Origin of the sequence: Vibrio sp. K4, from assembly GCF_051122595.1 — a bacterium.
Classification (GTDB): Bacteria; Pseudomonadota; Gammaproteobacteria; order Enterobacterales; family Vibrionaceae; genus Vibrio; species Vibrio owensii.
The window spans coordinates 521638-542853 of sequence record NZ_CP178577.1; the positions used below are offsets into that span (position 1 = coordinate 521638).

23 protein-coding genes are annotated in these 21216 nt (G+C 45.3%); 13 read left to right on the forward strand and 10 right to left on the reverse strand.

Annotated features, from left to right (window positions below):
• Window positions 1-20 precede the first annotated feature (20 nt).
• Complete coding sequence (locus tag ACLIIY_RS02395) at window positions 21-206, reverse strand: hypothetical protein (protein WP_009707458.1); 186 nt, start codon at window positions 204-206, stop codon at window positions 21-23.
• Between the two features lie 253 nt (window positions 207-459).
• Window positions 460-1797, reverse strand: coding sequence for an amino-acid N-acetyltransferase (argA, locus tag ACLIIY_RS02400; protein ID WP_033005369.1), 1338 nt, complete (start codon window positions 1795-1797; stop codon window positions 460-462).
• Between the two features lie 164 nt (window positions 1798-1961).
• On the opposite strand from argA, the gene ACLIIY_RS02405 reads away from it, so the two are divergent.
• The 4 genes from ACLIIY_RS02405 to csdE all read left to right on the forward strand — a co-directional run bounded on the left by ACLIIY_RS02405 (window position 1962) and on the right by csdE (window position 5173).
• Entirely contained in the window at window positions 1962-2417 is a 456-nt protein-coding gene (locus tag ACLIIY_RS02405) for a DUF2850 domain-containing protein (protein ID WP_005436607.1), read from the forward strand.
• Window positions 2418-2699: 282 nt separating this feature from the next.
• Complete coding sequence (gene mltA, locus ACLIIY_RS02410) at window positions 2700-3812, forward strand: murein transglycosylase A (RefSeq protein WP_020195467.1); 1113 nt, start codon at window positions 2700-2702, stop codon at window positions 3810-3812.
• Window positions 3813-3914: 102 nt separating this feature from the next.
• Complete coding sequence (gene tcdA, locus ACLIIY_RS02415; RefSeq protein ID WP_005427322.1) at window positions 3915-4724, forward strand: tRNA cyclic N6-threonylcarbamoyladenosine(37) synthase TcdA; 810 nt, start codon at window positions 3915-3917, stop codon at window positions 4722-4724.
• 20 nt (window positions 4725-4744) lie between these two features.
• Entirely contained in the window at window positions 4745-5173 is a 429-nt protein-coding gene (gene csdE, locus ACLIIY_RS02420; RefSeq protein WP_434528075.1) for a cysteine desulfurase sulfur acceptor subunit CsdE, read from the forward strand.
• Window positions 5174-5274: 101 nt separating this feature from the next.
• On the opposite strand, the gene csdA is transcribed toward csdE, so the two are convergent.
• The 4 genes from csdA to ACLIIY_RS02440 form a co-directional block, all read right to left on the reverse strand.
• Window positions 5275-6486 (reverse strand): cysteine desulfurase CsdA, encoded by a 1212-nt coding sequence (gene csdA / locus ACLIIY_RS02425; protein WP_434528076.1) that lies wholly within the window; start codon window positions 6484-6486, stop codon window positions 5275-5277.
• Window positions 6486-7085, reverse strand: a complete 600-nt coding sequence (locus tag ACLIIY_RS02430; protein WP_039986235.1) for a DJ-1 family glyoxalase III — start codon at window positions 7083-7085, stop codon at window positions 6486-6488. Before ACLIIY_RS02430 ends, csdA begins: the two co-directional genes overlap by 1 nt.
• A complete protein-coding gene (gene panE, locus ACLIIY_RS02435) occupies window positions 7082-7972 on the reverse strand; it encodes a 2-dehydropantoate 2-reductase (RefSeq protein ID WP_434528077.1) in 891 nt (296 codons plus the stop codon). The genes ACLIIY_RS02430 and panE overlap by 4 nt, the downstream gene beginning before the upstream one ends.
• Before the next feature lie 107 nt (window positions 7973-8079).
• Entirely contained in the window at window positions 8080-8877 is a 798-nt protein-coding gene (locus tag ACLIIY_RS02440; RefSeq protein WP_038895664.1) for an outer membrane protein OmpK, read from the reverse strand.
• A 323-nt stretch (window positions 8878-9200) separates the two neighbouring features.
• Here ACLIIY_RS02440 and ACLIIY_RS02445 point away from each other — a divergent pair, with 323 nt between their 5' ends.
• From ACLIIY_RS02445 to ACLIIY_RS02460, 4 genes are read left to right on the forward strand one after another with little or no spacing between them, the layout of a single operon-like run.
• Window positions 9201-9797: an LON peptidase substrate-binding domain-containing protein gene (locus ACLIIY_RS02445; RefSeq protein ID WP_020195471.1), complete on the forward strand. Its 597-nt coding sequence runs from the start codon at window positions 9201-9203 to the stop codon at window positions 9795-9797.
• Complete coding sequence (locus ACLIIY_RS02450; protein WP_434528078.1) at window positions 9794-11152, forward strand: DUF4397 domain-containing protein; 1359 nt, start codon at window positions 9794-9796, stop codon at window positions 11150-11152. Before ACLIIY_RS02445 ends, ACLIIY_RS02450 begins: the two co-directional genes overlap by 4 nt.
• Before the next feature lie 46 nt (window positions 11153-11198).
• Window positions 11199-11783: an RNA polymerase sigma factor gene (locus ACLIIY_RS02455; protein ID WP_005529413.1), complete on the forward strand. Its 585-nt coding sequence runs from the start codon at window positions 11199-11201 to the stop codon at window positions 11781-11783.
• Window positions 11780-12439: a ChrR family anti-sigma-E factor gene (locus tag ACLIIY_RS02460; protein WP_394610203.1), complete on the forward strand. Its 660-nt coding sequence runs from the start codon at window positions 11780-11782 to the stop codon at window positions 12437-12439. Before ACLIIY_RS02455 ends, ACLIIY_RS02460 begins: the two co-directional genes overlap by 4 nt.
• 57 nt (window positions 12440-12496) lie before the next feature.
• Here ACLIIY_RS02460 and ACLIIY_RS02465 read toward each other — a convergent pair whose 3' ends face one another.
• The 4 genes from ACLIIY_RS02465 to ACLIIY_RS02480 form a co-directional block, all read right to left on the reverse strand.
• Window positions 12497-13849: an AmpG family muropeptide MFS transporter gene (locus ACLIIY_RS02465; protein ID WP_334422534.1), complete on the reverse strand. Its 1353-nt coding sequence runs from the start codon at window positions 13847-13849 to the stop codon at window positions 12497-12499.
• 71 nt (window positions 13850-13920) lie between these two features.
• The gene (locus ACLIIY_RS02470; protein ID WP_009707446.1) at window positions 13921-14466 is read right to left on the reverse strand and encodes a peptidylprolyl isomerase; all 546 of its coding nucleotides are present in this window, start codon (window positions 14464-14466) and stop codon (window positions 13921-13923) included.
• The gene (locus ACLIIY_RS02475; protein WP_005436640.1) at window positions 14466-15038 is read right to left on the reverse strand and encodes a YajG family lipoprotein; all 573 of its coding nucleotides are present in this window, start codon (window positions 15036-15038) and stop codon (window positions 14466-14468) included. Before ACLIIY_RS02475 ends, ACLIIY_RS02470 begins: the two co-directional genes overlap by 1 nt.
• A gap of 39 nt (window positions 15039-15077) precedes the next feature.
• Entirely contained in the window at window positions 15078-16235 is a 1158-nt protein-coding gene (locus ACLIIY_RS02480) for a methyltransferase (protein ID WP_434528079.1), read from the reverse strand.
• Window positions 16236-16441: 206 nt separating this feature from the next.
• On the opposite strand from ACLIIY_RS02480, the gene bolA reads away from it, so the two are divergent.
• From bolA to ACLIIY_RS02505, 5 genes are all read left to right on the forward strand, one after another.
• Window positions 16442-16750: a transcriptional regulator BolA gene (gene bolA / locus ACLIIY_RS02485; protein ID WP_005436644.1), complete on the forward strand. Its 309-nt coding sequence runs from the start codon at window positions 16442-16444 to the stop codon at window positions 16748-16750.
• 472 nt (window positions 16751-17222) lie between these two features.
• Window positions 17223-18563, forward strand: a complete 1341-nt coding sequence (locus tag ACLIIY_RS02490; RefSeq protein ID WP_032803016.1) for a Na(+)-translocating NADH-quinone reductase subunit A — start codon at window positions 17223-17225, stop codon at window positions 18561-18563.
• A 3-nt stretch (window positions 18564-18566) separates the two neighbouring features.
• A complete protein-coding gene (locus tag ACLIIY_RS02495; RefSeq protein ID WP_005436648.1) occupies window positions 18567-19808 on the forward strand; it encodes an NADH:ubiquinone reductase (Na(+)-transporting) subunit B in 1242 nt (413 codons plus the stop codon).
• Entirely contained in the window at window positions 19798-20583 is a 786-nt protein-coding gene (locus tag ACLIIY_RS02500; RefSeq protein ID WP_009707443.1) for a Na(+)-translocating NADH-quinone reductase subunit C, read from the forward strand. Before ACLIIY_RS02495 ends, ACLIIY_RS02500 begins: the two co-directional genes overlap by 11 nt.
• Window positions 20583-21215, forward strand: coding sequence for an NADH:ubiquinone reductase (Na(+)-transporting) subunit D (locus tag ACLIIY_RS02505; RefSeq protein WP_005436651.1), 633 nt, complete (start codon window positions 20583-20585; stop codon window positions 21213-21215). The genes ACLIIY_RS02500 and ACLIIY_RS02505 overlap by 1 nt, the downstream gene beginning before the upstream one ends.
• Window position 21216 lies beyond the last annotated feature (1 nt).

Genomic DNA, 21216 nt, shown 5'->3' on the forward strand with positions numbered 1-21216 from the left:
AGCGTGATGCTCGGTCTTTTTTAATTTTGTGTAAACGCATTGGTAAATGACACGCTGCGAATTTTGTACTGCTGTTGGTAAGCCAAGATAAAATCTTTAATGGCGTCATTGACGGGGAATACGCAATGGACGTCGAGCCCTTCCAGAAAATGGTTATCCGCCATATCCCAAAAGCTTTGGAGTGAATTGCAAATAATGGTTCTCATAACAGTGCTCATCTTATTCATTTTAAGAGTAACAACTGTCCTTGATACGTCATGCAGCGCGATGGAGCTCGCTCTGCACTTTAGGGTGAACAATATTCACCTAGATCCATTTGTGAGTTGATTAAAAACCAACCGTTTGTCGCGCAGAGTATAACCAACCATGTGTATATTGAAAAGGTTAAATTGCGACCAATGTCAATGTAAAGCTTTGCATAATGATATAGATACTGAATAAATAACGTTTTGTTATTCTTCAGAGGTCTAATGCCAGAATCTTCGATTTACGTTGGAAGTTATACAGCCCTTGTTTTGCTCCCGGAAGGTAATCAACATTCACTTCATAGAAGCCTTGTTCTCTAAACCAATGCAGACTGTGTGTGGTCAGCACAAAGATCTGATTGATGTTGTCTGATTTTGAACGATGCTTCATATAGTTCAGTAGCAATAACCCACGGTTTCCATCACGATAGTCTGGGTGGATCGCCACACAAGCCATCTCTGCTTTTTGCTCTTCGATATATGGGTACAAAGCCGCGCAACCGATGATCAAGCCGTCTTTCTCAATGATGGTGAACTTATTGATTTCTTGCTCAAGCTGTTCGCGAGAGCGTCTTACTAGCACGCCTTGTTCTTCTAATGGGCGAATCAGATCTAAAATACCGCCAATGTCATCGATGTCCGCTTCACGTACCTGTTCGGCACTGGCCATCACAACCTGCGTACCGATACCATCGAAAGAGAACAATTCTTGAATGAGTGCGCCATCAACTTTGTAACTGATTAGGTGGCTTCTTGGCACACCTGCACGGCAAGCAGAAATCGAGCCTTTGAGAAAACGTAATGTTCCGGAGTTATAGTCGGAATCTGGTGAGGTGTCAGCCATGAGTTTCGTGATGACATGCTCGGCTTCAATAGGGAACAGTTCCGCGACGGCGTTACCATTATCATCAATAACCCCTTGCTCAGAGCAGAAGCCAATCAATTTATCTGCACCAAGCTTAATCGCTAGTTGAGTCGCGACTTCTTCTGAGGGTAGGTTGAAGCATTCCCCTGTCACTGAGCTGGCGATTGGGCCGAGTAATACTATTGAACCTTGATCGAGTGTCCGGTGGATTGCATCGGTATCGATTCGACGAATGCGTCCGCTGTGGCAATAGTCGACGCCGTCATCAACACCGAGTGGCTGAGCAATGACAAAGTTGCCGCTCACAACGTTAAGCTGGGTACCCGCCATTGGCGTGTTGTTAAGGCTCATGGATAAGCGCGCGGTTATCGCCAGTTGAAGTTGTCCTGCGGCTTGCATAACTACCGAAAGCGCGGCTTCATCTGTGATTCGAACGTTTTTGTGGTATGGCGTAGTAAGATCTTGTTTCTCTAGTAGTTGGTTGATTTGTGGCCTGGCACCATAAACAACAACGACTTTAATACCAAGGCTATGCATTAAAGCAATATCATTGATAATATTACCAAAGTTTTTGTCGGCAACCGCTTCGCCTCCTAGCATTAGTACCATGGTTTTTCCACGGTGAGCATTCACATAAGGTGTGGATTGACGGAATCCTTTAACCAGAGCAGTACTACGAATTTTCACTACAGCCATTCCTTGTGTTTATTTATGCTTTAATATTGTCTTTTTATTCAAAAGTTAGCAAGGTAATTTTTTGGAATAAAGCACAAACATCGTGAGCGTGATGCTTGGTTGTGTTTGGTCGATGGGGGTACAATGTTCCCGTCTAGTTCAAACACGTGAGCCTCATGTCTTCAGTTGTAAATAAGAATGCTGCTATCGCTGCTCAATCAGAGCAAAATATCTCTACAAAATCGCCACTTCGTAAATGGATCGAACGTTCGCTTATGCTAACGGCGATCGTAGGAACGATAGTTGTATTTATGATGTATGGTGATTTGATCACACGCTATATCAATCCACCAGTTTCTAAGTCTGTGATTTATGGCAAGTGGGTAGAGCAAGACGTGGCGCCATATGCTCGTGAAGAGTTTATTCTTAGTGAGCGTGGTGTAACGGTGAGAGGGTCAACGGTGGCGACGGATTTCGAATTTGATGGTGATACGCTTTCTTATAAGGTCGGCTCTACAGTGCGTCGATTTGACTTCCTCGATCAGCATCATTCTGAAATGAAGTTGGATTCAAATGCCCACTATCTGCCCGTCTTTCACCTAGAAGGTCATTCGAACCTAGCTATTCGCTAGCGCTTCATATTCGTAAAATTCTTTCTATAACTGCTCGCTGGGTCTCAGTGTGAGAGGGCTGGCGTTTTCGGGTATCTTAAAATTCCTGCCACTTCCATCAGACATTGTCCGGACAATCGTTTGATTACATTGCTGTTATTATCCAGCTTCCTATTTTTATGGATGAATTGGCAGCAACTAAAGCCTTTGCCTTATCGCTGATACACTTTGTCGCAGCTTTTCAATTGCGTCGTTTGCATTTGTTTGCCATCCTTTTGCTATCTTCTTTTATGGAAAAAACACGTGTTTAAAAAACTCCTTCCTATTGTCTCTTTAAGTCTGCTATTTGGTTGTGCGGCTGAGCCAGAACAAAACCTACTTGCTAAGCAAGATTACGATGGCGAGTTTTCGCATATCTTGAACAAAGCTGATGTCGTTGAATCCAACAAGCCACAAGATTTCACTGAGTTCAACAAACAAGCAGAACAGGTTGTGACTAAGTCGCCTTCAATGGCAAAAATGTATCAGCCACTTTACGAGAAGTTGAGTGAATGGGCATTGCAGAGTGGTGACACGACTGCGCTCAGTGCTTACGGCATTCAAGCCGCGCAGCTTGGTGGTGGTGATAAGAAGGGCAACGTGTTGTTCACAGGCTATTTCTCTCCTGTGATGGAACTCCGCCATCAACCGAATGAAACATATAAGTACCCGGTTTACGGCAAACCAAAATGTAGCTCTGATTGCCCAACTCGTGCTGAAATTTATAACGGTGCGCTTGAGGGACAAGGTCTGGTATTGGGTTACGCACCAAACCGTATTGATCCATTCATGATGGAAGTGCAAGGCAGTGGCTTTGTTCATTTCGAAGATGACGATACGCTGGAATATTTTGCTTATGCAGGTAAGAACAACAAAGCGTACGTGAGTATTGGCCGAATTCTAATTGAGCGTGGTGAAGTGCCACGTGAAGAGATGTCACTCAAAGCCATCAAAGACTGGGTGATGAAGAATGATGAAGCAACGGTTCGTGAGTTGCTAGAGCAAAACCCTTCTTATGTGTTCTTTGCTCCACAAGCGGATGCGCCAGTAACGGGCTCTGCAGGTATTCCACTATTACCAATGGCATCGGTAGCTGGCGATCGTTCGATTCTACCTATGGGTACGCCAATTTTGGCGGAAGTGCCATTGCTTAATAAAGACGGTACATGGAGTGGGGCGCACCAGCTTCGTCTTCTTATTGTGTTAGACACTGGCGGCGCGGTGAAGCAGAACCATCTTGACCTATACCACGGTATGGGACCACGTGCCGGTACAGAAGCGGGTCACTACAAGCACTTTGGTCGAGTGTGGAAGTTGGGCTTGGAAAACACGCCAACGCAAGCACCTTGGGCTTTGCCGCCAGAGAAGTTACAATAGCCGCCTAGCGAGAGGAATCACCTCTCATCATCTAGACATTTCCTCAAAGAGTGCGTATAAATCGCACTCTTTGTTTTTCTATCGATCATCTGGAACTTCAATATGCGTGAACTCGATACTCCGGCATCTGACAGCTATAACCAACGTTTTGGTGGCACTCGTCGTCTCTACGGCAACAGCGAAGTAGAAATCCTTCGTGCTGCACACGTGTGTGTGATTGGTATTGGTGGTGTAGGTTCATGGGCGGTAGAAGCGCTCGCACGTACTGGTATTGGTGAGTTGACGCTTATCGATATGGATGACGTGTGTGTGACCAACATTAACCGTCAAATTCATGCGATGACTGGCACGGTTGGTCAAAGCAAAATTGAAGTGATGGCAGAGCGCGTTAAGCTGATTAACCCAGAGTGTAAGGTCAATTTGATTGACGATTTCATCACGCCAGATAACCAGCACGAGTACTTGAGCAAAGAGTTCGATTACGTGTTGGATGCGATCGATAGCGTAAAAGCAAAAGCCTCTCTATTGGCTTACTGTCGTAGCAACAAGATTAAAGTGATCACAACTGGCGGTGCTGGTGGTCAAATCGATCCAACCCAAATCATGGTGGCGGATCTAACCAAGACTATCCAAGATCCACTGGCGAAGAAGATCAAAGATACATTGCGTCGTCATCACAACTTCCCAAAAAATCCAGCGCGTAAGTTTGGTATCGATTGTGTGTTCTCTACTGAGCAATTGAAGTACCCACAAGCCGATGGTTCAGTATGTGGCGTGAAATCGACAGCAGAAGGTCCAAAACGTATGGACTGTGCGAGTGGCTTTGGCGCAGCGACGGTTGTAACCGCAACGTTCGGTTTTGTTGCAGTATCGCGCATCGTTGAAAAGCTGATCCAAAAACATAAGAAGTAATTCAGAGAAGAGAGCGCATCATGACTGATTTCCCTGTCTCGCCGTTTGGCACTGACATCACCAGTGAAGACATCGCCGCAACCATGCAGCAATTTAAAGGTTGGGAAGACCGCTACCGTCAGGTGATTCAATGGGGTAAAAAGCTGCCTCAAATGCCTGAAGAGCTTAAATCAGAGCAAGTTAAGGTATCTGGCTGTGAAAGCTTAGTGTGGTTGGTGAGCAAAGAGCAAGAAGGTGTATGGCACTTCTGCGCTGATTCTGACGCGCGTATCGTGCGTGGTTTGATTGCCTTGGTGATGGCGGCTTACGATGGCAAAACGGCAGAGCAAATCCAAGCGTTTGATATTGATGCTTACTTTGAAAAACTTGGTTTAATTGCTCACCTAAGCCCATCGCGTGGCAATGGTTTGAAAGCGATTATTGAGCAGATCAAAGCACAAGCTCAGTAGTTGGCATTAGTTAAAACCGCACTAAGAACAGAATAAAGAAAAGGGTTGAAGCCAAACGGTTTCAACCCTTTTTCTATAAATCTACAGTGGTATTTTTATTGTTAAAGCATATCGACCGCTTTCTCGACCGCTGCAATCAGCTTCTCAACATCTTCTAACGTATTGTAGATACCAAAAGAAACACGCACCGTGCCTTTGACGTTAAGCGCATCCATCAGAGGATGAGCACAGTGATGTCCAGCACGAACAGCGATACCTTGTTGATCAAGCAGCGTTGCAATGTCTTGGTGGTGAACGCCGTTCATAACGAAAGTAAGCACTGAAGCATTCGGCTGATAACCGAGGATTTGAATGTCATCCAATTGGCTTAGTGCTTGGTAAGCTTTGTTCTGCAGAGAATGCAGATGTGCCTCTACTTCGGTTTGGTTAAAGCCTTGGTACCAATCGATGGCTTTCGCTAGAGCAATTGCGCCGGCGACGTTCGGTGTACCCGCTTCAAACTTACCCGGCAAGGCAGAGAAGGTGGTCTTCTCGAACGAGACTCTTTCAACCATTTTGCCGCCGCCGTGCCATGGTGGCATCGCTTCTAAAAGTTCAAGCTTGCCATACAGAACGCCAATCCCTGCGGGTGCATACAACTTGTGGCCAGAGAAGACATAAAAGTCGACATCGAGCTCTGCCAAGTTCAACTGTTCATGAACAATGCCTTGTGCACCATCAACAACGACAACTGCGCCAACCGCATGTGCCATGGTGATGATTTTCTCGATAGGTTGACGAGAGCCCGTCACATTGGTGATTTGTGCGCACGCTACGATTTTACAGCGCTCCGACAACACTGCTTCAAACGCATTGATGTCGAATTGGCAGTCAGAGGTCATCGGAACTTTAACGATTTTCGCGCCCGTTTGCTCCGCGACAATTTGCCAAGGCACGATGTTCGCGTGATGTTCCATTTCACTGATTAAGATTTCATCACCCGCTTGGAGTGTGCTTCGAGCATAAGTTTGCGCGATGAGATTTAGTGCTTCGGTTGCGCCTCGAGTCCAAATGATTTCTTTTGAACTGCTCGCCCCAATAAAATTCGCAACAGTTTCACGAGCCGCTTCAAATTGGCTGGTCGCGTTGGCTGTTAAGCTGTGACTGCCACGGTGCACGTTAGCATTTTGTGTACTGTAGTAACGGCTAATCACATCAATCACGCACTGCGGTTTTTGCGTTGTTGCTGCGCTATCAAGGTAAACCAAAGGCGATTGGTTTACGTCTTGATTTAGGGCTGGGAACTGTTCGCGTACAGCGTTTACGTCAAACATTATTCGTCACCGAATTCGTGATAATGCAGTGTCGGGATAGTAACTAACGGCTCTGCGACCATCCATCCATGCTCTTTACCAGAAAGTTTGATAATGATTTCCATCGCGAACTCAAGTGCGGTTCCTGGTCCCTGACTTGTCAGTAGGTTGTGATTCACATCCATGGTGACGCGTTTAGCTCGCCATTTGTCTTCAGGAATATGAGATTGGAAGCTTGGATGGCATGTCATCAAGGCTTCTGGGTAAAGGTTGTGATGTTGCAAAACCAAAGCAGGTGCAGCACAAATTGCCGCAACCAGCTTACCTTCGTACATGTGCTGTTTCAGGATCTCAATCATGATGGTGCTATCACGGAAGGTTTCTGCGCCTCCAACACCACCAGACAGAACAATCGCATCAAACTCGTCATCGGCAATATCGACCAGCTTGCAATCCGCGGTAAGTGTCACGCCTCGAGACGCTTTCATAGTCAGTGAACCATCGAAATCTGCGCTTGCGACCGTTACGTCATAGCCTGCTCGAACCATCAAGTCGATAACGGTTACCGCTTCCATTTCTTCTGTGCCCGGCGCGATAGGTACTAAGATCTTTTTATTCATTGTTCTGTCCAGCTTTGTTCAATCTGTTTGATGCGTTGATAGAGTTTGGCGTTCTCTGGCGTACTAATGTGATGCTTTTCAGCGGCTTTCAGCAAATAGCCGGTAATAAAATCAATTTCGGTGCGACGTTGGTGGTAAACATCTTGTCTCATTGAAGAGTAGTTGGCTGCCGTTGCGTTCACCACTTGCATAATGGTGGTGTGAAGAGAATCAAAATCGACCTTTATCTCTTCTTTATTCATCACCTCCACCAACTCGCGGGTGATGTTCGCCAACTCGGAGGCAAATTCCGGAGCGGCAAGTTCACCATTCTTACATTGATGAATGGCGGTCAGAGGGTTGATAGCGCAATTGATCGCAAGCTTGGTCCACAATGCAGCGTTGATATTTGGGTTCCAATTCACCTCTGGTAAAGCGTGATTCATCACCTCCGCTAAGAAGTCACATTGAGTACCTTTAGCATTAAAGCCACCGAGTTGAGTATTTCCCTGACCAGTATGCAGAACCTGATCTTTACTTGGTTTGTAAGCACCGTGTGTTGTTGTGGCAACTATTAATGGGCTATCAGCAAGTTTGGCTTCGATGAGTTGTGCGGTTCCCATTCCGTTGTGCATCAACATTATGATGGTGTCGGTGCTGATATAAGGAAGAAGAGGCTCAATCGCGCTTTCCACTTGCCATGCTTTTACTGTTACAACAATCAGATCTGCATTTTGAACAGAAGGGATGTGCTGATTAGAAAAACTGATTGTTGGATTGTCATCAAGTTGGAGCAGCTGCTCGCTGTTTGAGCTTCTTCCCCACAAGGAAACATTGTGTCCAGCAAGTTTGAATTTAGTCGCCCAAAGTGAGCCAACGGCTCCTGGACCTAAGATGAGAATATTCACCAAACGCTCTCATTAAAAAGGTTTGCTGCAAGGATAATGAGGGAAAAAAGGAAAGCAAATAAAAATGGCGCCAAGAGGCGCCATTTTTGGGGAACTTATCGGTTCTATTAGAACTTGTAAGTTACAGCGAAGTAGTGACCGAAGCCAGTTGTTTTACCAGCTAGACCGTCATCTTTAAGACCGTACACGTCTTTGTAGCCTTTTAGACCGTAACCAACAGCGAAGCGATCTGAGTGCCAGTAGATACCGTTGAACATAGCACCACCGTTAGTAGTGTTAAGTGCACCGAAATCGTCATCCATACCAAATTGGTAATCGATGTAACCTTGGTAAGAAATGAATGAACCGTTCTCGAAGAAGTAGAATGGTTTGAACCAGTTAGTCGAGATTTGGAAGCCGTTCCAGTCTTTTTTGTTTGAATCGTAAGTACCGTAAAGGTTAAGACCGATTTTACCGAACCAAGGAACCATTACGTCAGAGCCAAGACCCACTTTTTGAGTGTTCACGCCACCGTTTGAACCATCCCACTCCATTAGAGTAGCTACGTATAGCTCTTGAACTGGACCGAAAGATAGGTCTTTACCAGTTAGTGCGTCTAGAGACATACGTGGAGCGAACTTCATGAAGATTTTTGAATCTGCATCAGCTTTGTCGCTACCTGGATCAGAAGTTAGGTTGAATACGTCAACGTAACCGTATAGGTCGAAGATACCAGAGCGGCCGCCAAATTCCATTTCTAGGTAGTCGTGCGTTGACTCACCAGGTAGTTCGTCAACAGCTGCCATTAGGTTGAATTGCATCCACTTGTAATCGTTCTTGTGGATATCGCCGTCTGAGTAGTCAGCAGCCATAACTGGAGCTGAAGTAGCCGCTAGAAGGCTAAGAGCTAAAAGTGATTTACGCATAAGGGGACTCTCTATGTTTGTAATGATTCAGAACACGCAATCTGTGCTGCGCTTTCCAATTGGCGGGAATAATAGCGATAAAAATCCCAAATGAAAGTGATAAAGGATGCAAAAATGAAGGTTTTTCGTGAGCTTTGTCACGAAACAAGTTTATTTCACGGAACTTTTTGTTTGTTGCATTGATTTGCAATAAATATGTGACGCATGTCGTTTGCGTAATCGTTTTTATGACTTTTTAAGCCAGTCGATTAACCAACACAAATCGTTAGTGATCTGACTAATAGGCCATTCGTATCAGTTGAGGAACCAAAGAGGACGTTTGAATGAAAGAAGTCATGTTATTCCCATTAACCTCAGTCGTTTTACCAGAAGGCAAAATGAATCTGCGTATTTTTGAACCTAGATACAAACGCATGGTGAAAGAATGCAGCCTCCAAGATTCAGGTTTTGGCGTTTGTCTCGTTGGTAATGACGGCGATCCGAAAGCTGTGGGAAACGTGTCATCCATCGGAACCTTGGTCACCATCGTTGATTTTGAAACACTCAGTGATGGGCTTCTTGGTATTACCGTGGCGGGAGAGAGACGTTTTATTGTCAAAAGGGTGAGGGCTGATTCTGATGGCCTTCGCCACGCTGAAGTTGAGTGGTTAGATAATTGGCAAGAGCCAAGGTCTCATCCCGACTTCCTCTATTTAAGTCATCAACTCGCTCATGTGTACGAACAATTTCCTCAATTAGGGACGCTTTATCAACACCGCTTTTACGACGATCCATCATGGGTCGCCCAAAGATGGCTTGAACTTCTTCCACTAGATTGTGAGTTGTTTGAGCAGTTGGTTGGAGCAGAGGATTGCCTTCCTGCATTGCACTTTCTTAATGATGCTATAGAAGCCCCACTTCAAAGAGAGACTAGGATATGAAAGGACTTACAAAAACCGCAGTAACTTTGGTTGCTGTGCTAGGGATTGCTGCGTGCGGGTCAGACAGTGACTCGATTGAGTATTCGAATTTGCAAGCGATACATGCTTCTTCTGATGCGCCTCTTGCAAATGTATGGATTAACGACCAAGCCGCTTTGACAGGCGTCGATTATGGCGTTGGCTCTGGTTACGTGAGGCTACCTGAAGGGGCAAACTCAGTACAGGTTGATGTGCAGCTGCCAGGTGGAGATGTCGCGACAGTCGTAGACAAAACAACGCTCGATCTGGACTCGGATCTTAATTACACCGCATTTGTTGTGGGTGACGCTTCTGGAACACCAAACCCTGTTGAACCTCTTATCGTGACGCGAAGCGCGACTTCCATGGCTGATGCAAACAGTTTAGACGTTCAGGTGGTACATGCTGCGTCTGGCGTGCCAGCTGTTGATCTTTACGTCACTGAACCCGGTGCAGCGTTAGCAGACTCGTCACCGATTACTAATCTAGTTTATAAAGCGTCGACGGACGTGCTGAACATTCCTGCAGGCGAGTATCAAGTGAGACTAGCTGTGGGTGACAAAGTAGAGTTTGACTCGGGAACCATTCCTTTACCAGCCAATGCTAACTTGACGATCGCTGCTATTAAGACGGGGGATTCCAACAGTACTTCTCCGGTGAAGTTAATGGTATTGGATGGTTCTGGCTCTTCTATACTTGAAGATACGGGAAGCCAAGCAGAGGTGCGCGTTGGTCATTTAGTCGACGATGCACCTGTTGTTGATGTTCATGTTGACGGTGCTGCGTTTGCTCCGCTTGCGGATTTGGAGTTCAAACAAATTCGTGGGTACTTAGACCTTGTGCCAAAAGCATACGATATTGATGTGTTTGTTGATGGTACAACGACGGATCCAATTATCGACGTTGACGGATTAGAAGTGAAAGGCGGTATGGATTACAGCATCTATGCAGTTGGCGTTGTAGCCCCTGCAATCGCAATCGAACCGCTTGTAGTCGAAGATATGCGCCGTGCAGTCGCAACCAGCGCAACGTTAAATGTTACGCACGCAGCAGCGAATCCAGTGGCTGAAATGGTAGACATCTATCTCACAACCAGCGCAGGAATCGATGGAAGTGATCCAGCAATAGCAAACTTCGCGTATAAAGATAGTGTGCAAGGCGTATACGTTGCCGAAGGTTCTTATTTTGTCACTGTGACAGTGGCGGGAGACCCAAATACAGTAGCGATTGATTCTGCACCTGTAACGGTAATGAACGGCGTCGTATATCAAGTAGTCGCCATTGATGATGGCAATAACGGTGGCTTCAATCTTATTGTTGATGACATCACCGACTAGGACGAAAGGGGGAGGGGGAAACTCCTCCCAATGATTAAGGCTGATTATGATGAGTGAAAGCCCACAAAAGCTCGGGCGAAGCGAATGGAACGATTATATGGACAAAGTGAAAGCGCGAGACAAAGACGCTTTTGCCTTCGTATTTCGTTTTTATGCACCAAAGCTTAAGCAGTTCGCCTACAAACATGTTGGTAATGAGCAAGTTGCAATGGAAATGGTGCAAGAAACCATGGCGACTGTTTGGCAAAAAGCTCATTTATATGACGGCACAAAAAGTGCTTTGTCGACATGGATCTATACCATCATCCGTAACCTTTGCTTCGACCTTTTAAGGAAACAGAAAGGTAAGGATTTACACATTCATTCTGATGACATTTGGCCGTCAGATTACTACCCACCTGATTTGGTCGACCATTATTCACCTGAGCAGGACATGCTCAAAGAACAGGTAGTCAAATTTTTAGACATACTGCCGAAAAACCAAAGAGAAGTACTCCAAGCGGTGTACCTTCAAGAACTTCCACACCAACAGGTCGCAGAGTTGTTCGACATACCTTTGGGCACTGTGAAGTCTCGCTTGAGGCTAGCGGTAGAAAAGCTGAGGCATTCGATGCATACGGAGCAATTATGAACAAACATCCAGACAAAATATTGTTAGAGGCATATGCTTCGGGAAGTATTGATGCGGTTTCTGGTCTGGTGGTTGCCACTCACCTAGAAACTTGCCCTAAATGCCGAGCTTATGTCAATCAACTAGAAGCGGCTCAGGCTAGTGCGGTGAACGATATACCATCTGTTTACAACTCTGAGTTCGACAGTATGTTTAACGACATCATCACTGCAGAACCAACGTCTGACAGCATCATTATTAGAGATGTCGCCAAAGTCATGGTCGCAGGCAAAGATTTCAAACTACCGAAAACACTGAGCCGTTTTTCAGACTTGGTGGGCGAATGGAAGAGCTACGGGGGTAAAGTCTACAGTGCGCAAGTTGATTTAGGGGAAGAAGCGCGCGTCAACCTGATGTACATCAGCGAAGACGTAAGAATTCCGCAGCACACGCATAAAGGTCAAGAATCAACGCTAGTTTTGCACGGTGGCTTCAGTGATGAGGACGGACATTATGAGGTTGGGGATGTACTCGTACGAGATGCATCTGTCAAACATAGCCCATTTACTAAGCCTGGCGAAGATTGCTTATGCCTAACTGTGTTGACAGAGCCAATGATCTTCACCCAAGGCGTCGCCAGAATATTTAATATGTTTGGCAAAGGCATGTACCCGTAAATAGTTAACGGTCAAAAAAACCACCGAAGTCGGTGGTTTTTTTTCAACTGTTTTTCTTTAGTCCCTTTGCCTTGCTTTTTCGAGTAGTTCGGTAAAGTAATGGCGTAAAGAATAGAGCATGATCAAACTTGGAACGACCATGACTGCGGTAATCGCAAAGAATGTTGTCCAGTCATTCAGATAATCAACTAATTCGCCGCTGAATGATGCCAGCGTCGTTCGTCCAAAGTTACCCAGTGAAGCTAGCAGCGCGTATTGAGTAGCTGAGAAGGCTTGCCCAGTCAAAATCGTTAAGAAGGAAACAAAAGCGACGGTCGAGAAAGCGGTCGTAAAGTTATCAACAATGATTGTTGCTAGGAACAAGTGCTCGTTCGGGCCCACTTTCGCGATCCAAGCAAACATCAAGTTACTTGCTGCCATGGCGATACCGCCAATCATCAGGCCACGTACAATACCAAACTTAACGTTGAACATGCTGCCAACGAAGGTGAACAGCATGGTCGCACCCCAGCCAATCAGTTTCGAGTAGTAACCAATCTGTTCGTTGCTAAAACCGATCTCTTTGTAGAAGGCGATCGACATACGTCCTAAGAAGGCTTCACCAATCTTGAATAGGAAAACAAACAAAAGAAGGGTGATGGCAACACGAACGCCATTTCGGTTAAAGAAGTCTAAGAAGGGTTCTACAACCGTTACAGTAAACCAAGCCACTACTTTAGAACCAACTACCTCTTTATGGCGTTCTTCCGCTTCAGATTGAAGTTGCTCTCGTTGAGTTTTCGGCTCACCGACCAATAGAGTAAAAATCATCAGTAAAACGACAATAAACGCCATTCCGTAGTAGACACCGTTCCAACCGATACTGTCAGCGTTGATGAAAGCTAAATAGCCCGGTAAGGAATAACCTGTCCACCAGCCAATCACCGCCATAGCTGAAGCTTGCGGAAGCTTCGATTGCTCCGTTTTCGGGAAAGTATCGATACGAAATGCATCAATGGCAATATCTTGTGTTGCGGAAGCTGTAGCGATACACAGAGCAAGAAGTGACGTTAACATCAGGTTTTCTGCTGGGTTTACGCCAGCAATAAACAGCGTGGCAACTAAGACGATACTTTGGCATAAGAAAATCCAACTACGTCGCTGTCCCAACAAACGATGCAAAACAGGCAATTTGACGCGATCGACCAATGGCGCCCATAGAAAGTTGATCGCGTAGACCGCGAACACACTACCAAAGTAGCCGATTGCAGAAAGTGTTAAACCAGCATCTTTCAGCCAGCCAGACATATTTGAACCGATAAGCACCCATGGAAAGCCGCTGGAGCAACCGAGCATGAAAACCCAAAGTAGGCGTTTATCGAGGTAACTTTTTACCGTTTCCAACCAAGTGATGGAAGGTAATGAAGACATAAATCAATCCGTTAAAATAGAGCCACTAAAAGAGAAAGCCCTTCGAATATTCAAAGGGCTTATGGTTTTGGCTATTTGAGTAGTGTTGCTTTGGTGATGACGATTTGCGTCTCTGGGACATCGCGCATGCGACCGATAGATTTGGTTGGCTGAGCGGCCATTTTTTGAATGACATCGAAGCCTTCAGTGACTTCGCCAAATACTGCATAACCAGGTGGACGAGCACCGTAGTTTAAGAAGTCATTGTCCACGAGGTTAATAAAGAACTGGCGCGTTGCAGAATCAGGAGCGTTTGTACGTGCCATCGCGATGGTTGCTCGGTCATTGTTCAAACCGTTGTTACCTTCGTTTTTGATTGGCGCATAAGTCTTTTGCATCTGCATATCTTGGTTAAAGCCGCCACCTTGCGCCATAAAACCAGGAATCACACGATGGAAAATCGTACCTTCGTAGCTGCCGTCTTCCACATATTTAAGAAAGTTAGCGACAGTAATCGGTGCTTTTTCTTCATTGAGTTCAACAGTGAAGTTACCGAGCGTGGTTTCAAACGCCACTTTAGGACCAGCAAAAACGCTGCAGCTTAATAGCGCGAGAGAAAGAATGGCTTTGCGTAGCATTAGAATCGCTCCTGCATGTATTGACGAAGCTCAGGATCATTCGCGATTTCTTTCAAAGTAAGAGCAACAACATCATTTAATGTTTGCTCAATATCTGAGTCCGAAGCGCTTAATGTGCCTGAACGTTTAGCAGTACCAGTATAGGTCTTAACTAGCTTACCTTGCGGAGTTTCTGCTGTGATTTCTAAAACCACTTTTGCATCCATCTCGTTTTCCATTACAGAGTGCTTCACGTTTACTAACGCTTCTTGCACTTCAAGTTCAATCGAGTTGTCGCTGTTCAGGTCAGAGTGGAAACCTTGAGAAGAGAATTGCTTCTCCAATGCTTCTTCAAGAGAAATGCGTAGGTTCTGCTTCGCGTGAAGCGGCAAAATGTTTGAGCGACCGTTGTCGACTAGTGCAACGTATTGTGCGGCACGCACATCTTTACTGGTTAGGCTATAACTTTTACCTTGCACGATAGGGTTAGTGCTTAGCGTTGTTTCAGGCATCAGGTTCAGTTGAGGTTGCTGTTGTGGCGCTGAACATGCAGCAAGCAAGGCAACCGAAGCCGCTAGTACCAGTTTTTTCATCTTATTATTCCTTTTAAACATTTTGCTAAAGTCAGGACTTTATTGCTTAGCGCCTAATTTAGCAGGATTTTTCGTTGCCTGTAAAATCACGAACTTATTGTTAGAAGCGACTAATTTCACATTTTTGTCGCCGAATAGACGTTTCAGCTTTGCATCGTAACCAAGGTGACGGTTACCTATGACCAATAACTTCCCACCTTGGTTCAGAATTTGTTTTGAGTCACAGAACATTTGCCAAGCGATATGGTCTGTAATGGCCTGTTGCTGATGGAAAGGAGGGTTACACATCACCATACATGTGCTTTCAGGTCTGAAGTCGTCTAAACAGTTGTTCGCGATACATTCAATATCTCGGCCTTCACCTAAGTTAGCGATAAGATTTTGCTTTGCAGATTCCACCGCCATAAAGCTCTCGTCAACACAAGTTAGGTGAGCTTTTGGGTTTAACTGTCCCATTTTGATGGACAACACGCCATTGCCACAGCCTAAGTCGATAATGTTCTTCAACTCAGGATCTTGAGGTAGGTGTTGCAAAATAAAGCGTGCACCTAAATCCAAGCTTTCACCTGAGTAAACATTTGGCAGGTTTTTCAGTTGAATGTTCTCTCCGTCTACCCCCCAAACTGTCATCGGATCTACGGCATGGATTGGCTGCGCAGTTGCGTGAGAAAACACCAAACGATGCTTTTTCCATGCAAGGGACGTGGTGGTTTCACCCAAGTATTTTTCGAAGAGCTTCAGAGTAGAAGTGTGGATTTCTTTGGCTTTGTTCACCGCAATAATAGGGCAAGAGGCCGGAAGCGATTTACGTAATTGACTTAACAACCAAACCAAATGGCGGTTGCTTTTCGGCAATTGCATCAAAACCAAGTCTGTATTCTCAGGGATCTCATCCATCGTATTGAGAAAGGCCACTTGCTTACATTGGTTATCTCTTAGGTTTTGTTTGGCACCTTTATGAGAAATAAAAGAGTCACTCATCAATGTGACATTATGCTTCTCTGAAAACCAGCATGCCAACGCGCCGAAATTATCATTGATAACCACGATGTTTTGATTCTCTGGCAGCGCTAATTCTTCTACGTGATTGATAAGGTACTCATCACCCGCATCCCATGCTTGAAGAGTCTCATTGGAGCGCTTTGGGAAACGATGCAGCGTGAGGCTACGATCGTGAAGGTCTAATTCGGTTTTCATAACTAAACGTAAGTGGATTTGGAAATTAGTGATTATTGTCGCAAATGATGAAGACTCAAGATACAAAAAGCTGTCAAATTTACTGATTTTCACAGGCTTTTAGCGAACTGTGTGGATTATGAGAAGGTAGAGCAAGGAGGTTTCGTTGATTTCATTTGTCAAACTAGAGTATATACTTACCGGACTAGTATCGATGAGGACTGAATATGATCCAAGAAATCATAGAAAAGAAACTGCATAGTGAGCTGCAACCTAATTATTTGAAAGTGATCAATGAGAGCTACATGCACAATGTTCCGCCGGGTTCTGAGAGTCACTTCAAAGTGATTGTTGTCAGTGATGCGTTCGCGGGTCAGCGCCTTATTGGTCGACATCGTCAGGTGCACACCGTGCTTGCTGATGAACTCGATAATCACATCCATGCGTTGGCGATTCATACTTACACCAATGAAGAGTGGAAATTAGAGCAAGATGGCGCGCCAGATAGTCCTATGTGTATGGGTGGCGGTCGTTAAACCGGCTTTAACTCGCTGATTTGAAAAAGATGGTTTCGGCCATCTTTTTTTGTTTTACATCTTTTCGGGATTAAAATGTGGCACAAATGAAGGTTAAAAAATGTGTTAACAGTGTTTCAACAAATGAATGAAAATTAATGCATGTTTCAAAGCGTGAATGTTTTATTTCCATGACAGATGCAAGGGATTTGGCATTTGTGCGATGGGTCAAAGTTATGACTATTCTTTAACCTTTTACACTCGATTCTACCGAAATAAACCCACCTTTCCTAAGATTGGTCATGGCATCAAGTTCCCAAAAAATGCTAGACTACCGCACCTGATAAATCTCGCCTAATATTTGTGACGAGATAATTAATAGGATGTTGCGATTTTGATGTTTTAAACAGCATCGAAACCGGACACTGATGTCGTGTCTAAAAGTTACGCAATCAAAAGAATCTTTTTCCCGATAAAAGTAGTGCAAGTGCGTATGATTACAATAAAGAAGGGCTTGGATCTTCCTATCGCAGGAACTCCATCCCAGGTGATTAATGATGGTAAGACCATCAAAAAAGTCGCCTTGCTTGGCGAAGAGTACGTTGGCATGCGTCCTACCATGCATGTCCGCGTTGGTGATGAAGTGAAAAAAGCGCAAGTTCTTTTTGAAGACAAAAAGAACCCTGGCGTTAAGTTCACAGCTCCAGCAGCCGGTAAAGTGATCGAAGTTAACCGTGGCGCTAAGCGTGTTCTTCAATCTGTAGTGATTGAAGTGGCAGGCGAAGAGCAGGTGACATTTGATAAGTTCGAAGCAGCTCAACTAGCAGGTCTAGATCGCGAAGTGATCAAGACTCAATTGGTTGAATCTGGCCTTTGGACCGCTTTACGTACTCGTCCGTTCAGCAAGGTTCCAGCAATCGAATCAAATTCTAAGGCTATCTTTGTAACTGCGATGGATACTAATCCACTAGCAGCTCAGCCTGAGTTGATCATTAATGAACAACAAGAAGCATTCGTTGCCGGTCTAGACATTCTTTCAGCCCTGACAGAAGGCAAGGTTTACGTATGTAAATCTGGCACTAGCTTGCCACGCTCTTCTCAGTCTAACGTAGAAGAACACGTCTTCGATGGCCCTCACCCAGCAGGTCTTGCTGGCACCCACATGCATTTCCTATACCCAGTAAATGCACAAAACGTGGCTTGGAGCATCAACTACCAAGACGTTATCGCGTTCGGTAAGTTATTCCTTACTGGTGAGCTATACACAGATCGTGTTGTATCTCTTGCTGGTCCTGTAGTGAATAACCCACGTCTTCTTCGTACTGTTGTAGGTGCTTCTCTTGAAGACCTAACTGACAGCGAATTGATGCCAGGTGAAGTTCGTGTGATTTCAGGCTCTGTACTTTCTGGTACTCAAGCGTCTGGTCCACATGCTTACCTTGGTCGTTACCATCAGCAGGTTTCTGTCCTGCGTGAAGGTCGTGAGAAAGAACTGTTTGGCTGGGCTGTTCCTGGCAAAAACAAATTCTCAATCACTAAATCTTTCCTGAGTCACATCTTTAAAGGTCAGTTGTTCAACATGACAACGACAACTAACGGTAGTGATCGTGCAATGGTTCCAATTGGCAACTACGAGCGTGTAATGCCTCTTGATATGGAACCTACTTTGCTACTTCGTGATCTATGTGCAGGCGATACAGACAGTGCTCAAGCACTGGGTGCGCTTGAACTGGATGAAGAAGATCTAGCATTGTGCACCTTTGTATGTCCTGGTAAATACGAGTACGGTCTGCTACTTCGTGAATGCCTTGATACCATTGTGAAGGAAGGGTAATCCATGCTTAAGAAATTCATAGAGGATATCGAGCATCATTTTGAACCAGGCGGTAAACACGAAAAATGGTTTGCACTGTACGAAGCAGCGGCAACGCTTTTCTACACGCCAGGTCTAGTAACAAAACGTAGCTCGCACGTCCGTGATAGCGTTGACTTAAAACGCATCATGATCATGGTTTGGTTCGCGGTATTCCCAGCAATGTTCTGGGGTATGTACAACGCGGGTGGCCAAGCTATCGCAGCACTTAACCACATGTACGCTGGTGATCAACTAGCGACAGTTATCTCTGGTAACTGGCACTACTGGCTAACAGAAATGCTTGGCGGCACCATTGGTGCGGAAGCAGGCGTTGGCAGTAAAATGCTACTAGGTGCGACTTACTTCCTACCAATCTACGCAACAGTCTTTATTGTTGGTGGTTTCTGGGAAGTGCTTTTCTGTATGGTGCGTAAGCACGAAGTGAACGAAGGTTTCTTTGTAACTTCTATTCTATTCGCACTTATCGTTCCACCAACGCTACCTCTATGGCAAGCGGCACTAGGTATCACATTTGGTGTTGTTGTTGCTAAAGAGATCTTCGGTGGTACAGGTCGTAACTTCCTTAACCCTGCACTTGCAGGTCGTGCTTTCCTATTCTTCGCTTACCCAGCTCAAATCTCGGGTGACGTAGTATGGACAGCAGCTGACGGCTTCTCTGGTGCAACTGCTCTTAGCCAATGGGCTCACGGCGGTAGCGGCGCGTTGATCAACAACATCACTGGCGCTCCTATCACTTGGATGGATGCTTTCATCGGTAACATCCCAGGTTCAATTGGTGAAGTATCGACTCTAGCTCTAATGATCGGTGCAGCGATGATCGTATACATGCGAATCGCTTCATGGCGCATCATTGCGGGTGTAATGATCGGTATGATTGCAGTGTCTACGTTGTTCAACGTGATTGGCTCTGACACTAACCCAATGTTCAACATGCCTTGGCACTGGCACCTAGTTCTAGGTGGTTTTGCATTCGGTATGTTCTTCATGGCAACCGACCCAGTATCAGCTTCATTTACCAACGGTGGTAAGTGGTGGTACGGCATCCTAATCGGTGCAATGTGTGTGATGATCCGTGTAGTTAACCCAGCTTACCCAGAAGGTATGATGCTGGCGATTCTATTCGCGAACCTATTCGCACCTCTGTTCGACCATGTAGTTATCGAGAAGAACATCAAGCGGAGACTAGCACGCTATGGCAAGTAATAACGACAGCATTAAAAAGACGCTGGGTGTTGTTATCGGGTTGAGCCTTGTTTGTTCAATCATCGTATCAACAGCGGCAGTAGGCCTGCGTGATAAGCAAAAAGCTAACGCTGTCCTAGATAAGCAATCAAAGATTGTAGAAGTTGCTGGCATTGAAGCTGACGGTAAAAAAGTACCTGAGCTATTTGCTGAGTACATTGAACCTCGTCTAGTTGACTTCAAAACAGGTGATTTTGTTGAGACTGCGGGTGACGGCTCTACAGCAGCTAACTACGACCAACGTAAAGCAGCGAAAGATCCATCTGAGTCTATCAAGCTAACGGCTGAAGAAGACAAAGCTAAGATCCTACGTCGTGCTAACACAGGTATCGTTTACCTAGTGAAAAGCGGTGATGAAGTATCTAAAGTTATCATCCCTGTTCACGGTACTGGTCTTTGGTCAATGATGTACGCATTCGTTGCGGTTGAAACTGACGGTGACACTGTGTCTGGTATCACTTACTACGAGCAAGGTGAAACTCCTGGACTTGGTGGTGAAGTAGAGAACCCAGCATGGCGTGCTCAATTCGTTGGCAAGAAACTATTCGACGAGAACCACAAACCAGCAATCAAGATTGTTAAAGGTGGTGCTCCAGAAGGTTCTGAACACGGCGTTGACGGCCTATCTGGTGCGACACTAACTGGTAACGGTGTTCAAGGTACATTCGACTTCTGGTTAGGTGACATGGGCTTTGGTCCTTTCCTAGCAAAAGTTCGTGACGGAGGTCTGAACTAATGTCTAGCGCACAAAACATTAAAAAGAGCATTATGGCGCCGGTGTTGGATAACAACCCAATCGCGCTACAGGTTCTTGGTGTATGTTCTGCTCTTGCAGTAACAACTAAACTAGAAACAGCATTTGTAATGACACTAGCGGTAACATTCGTAACTGCACTGTCGAACTTCTCTGTTTCTCTAATCCGTAACCACATTCCTAACAGTGTGCGTATCATCGTTCAAATGGCGATCATCGCATCTCTAGTAATCGTGGTAGACCAAGTGCTTAAAGCATACCTATACGATATCTCTAAACAGCTATCGGTATTCGTAGGTCTGATCATTACGAACTGTATCGTAATGGGTCGTGCTGAAGCGTTCGCGATGAAATCTGCGCCAATCCCATCTCTAATCGATGGTATCGGTAACGGTCTTGGTTACGGTTTCGTTCTTATCACTGTTGGTTTCTTCCGCGAGCTATTTGGCTCAGGCAAACTATTTGGCCTAGAAGTACTACCTCTAGTGAGCAACGGTGGTTGGTACCAGCCAAACGGCCTGATGCTACTTGCACCATCAGCATTCTTCTTAATCGGTTTCATGATCTGGGCTATCCGCATTATCAGACCTGAACAAATCGAAGCGAAGGAGTAAG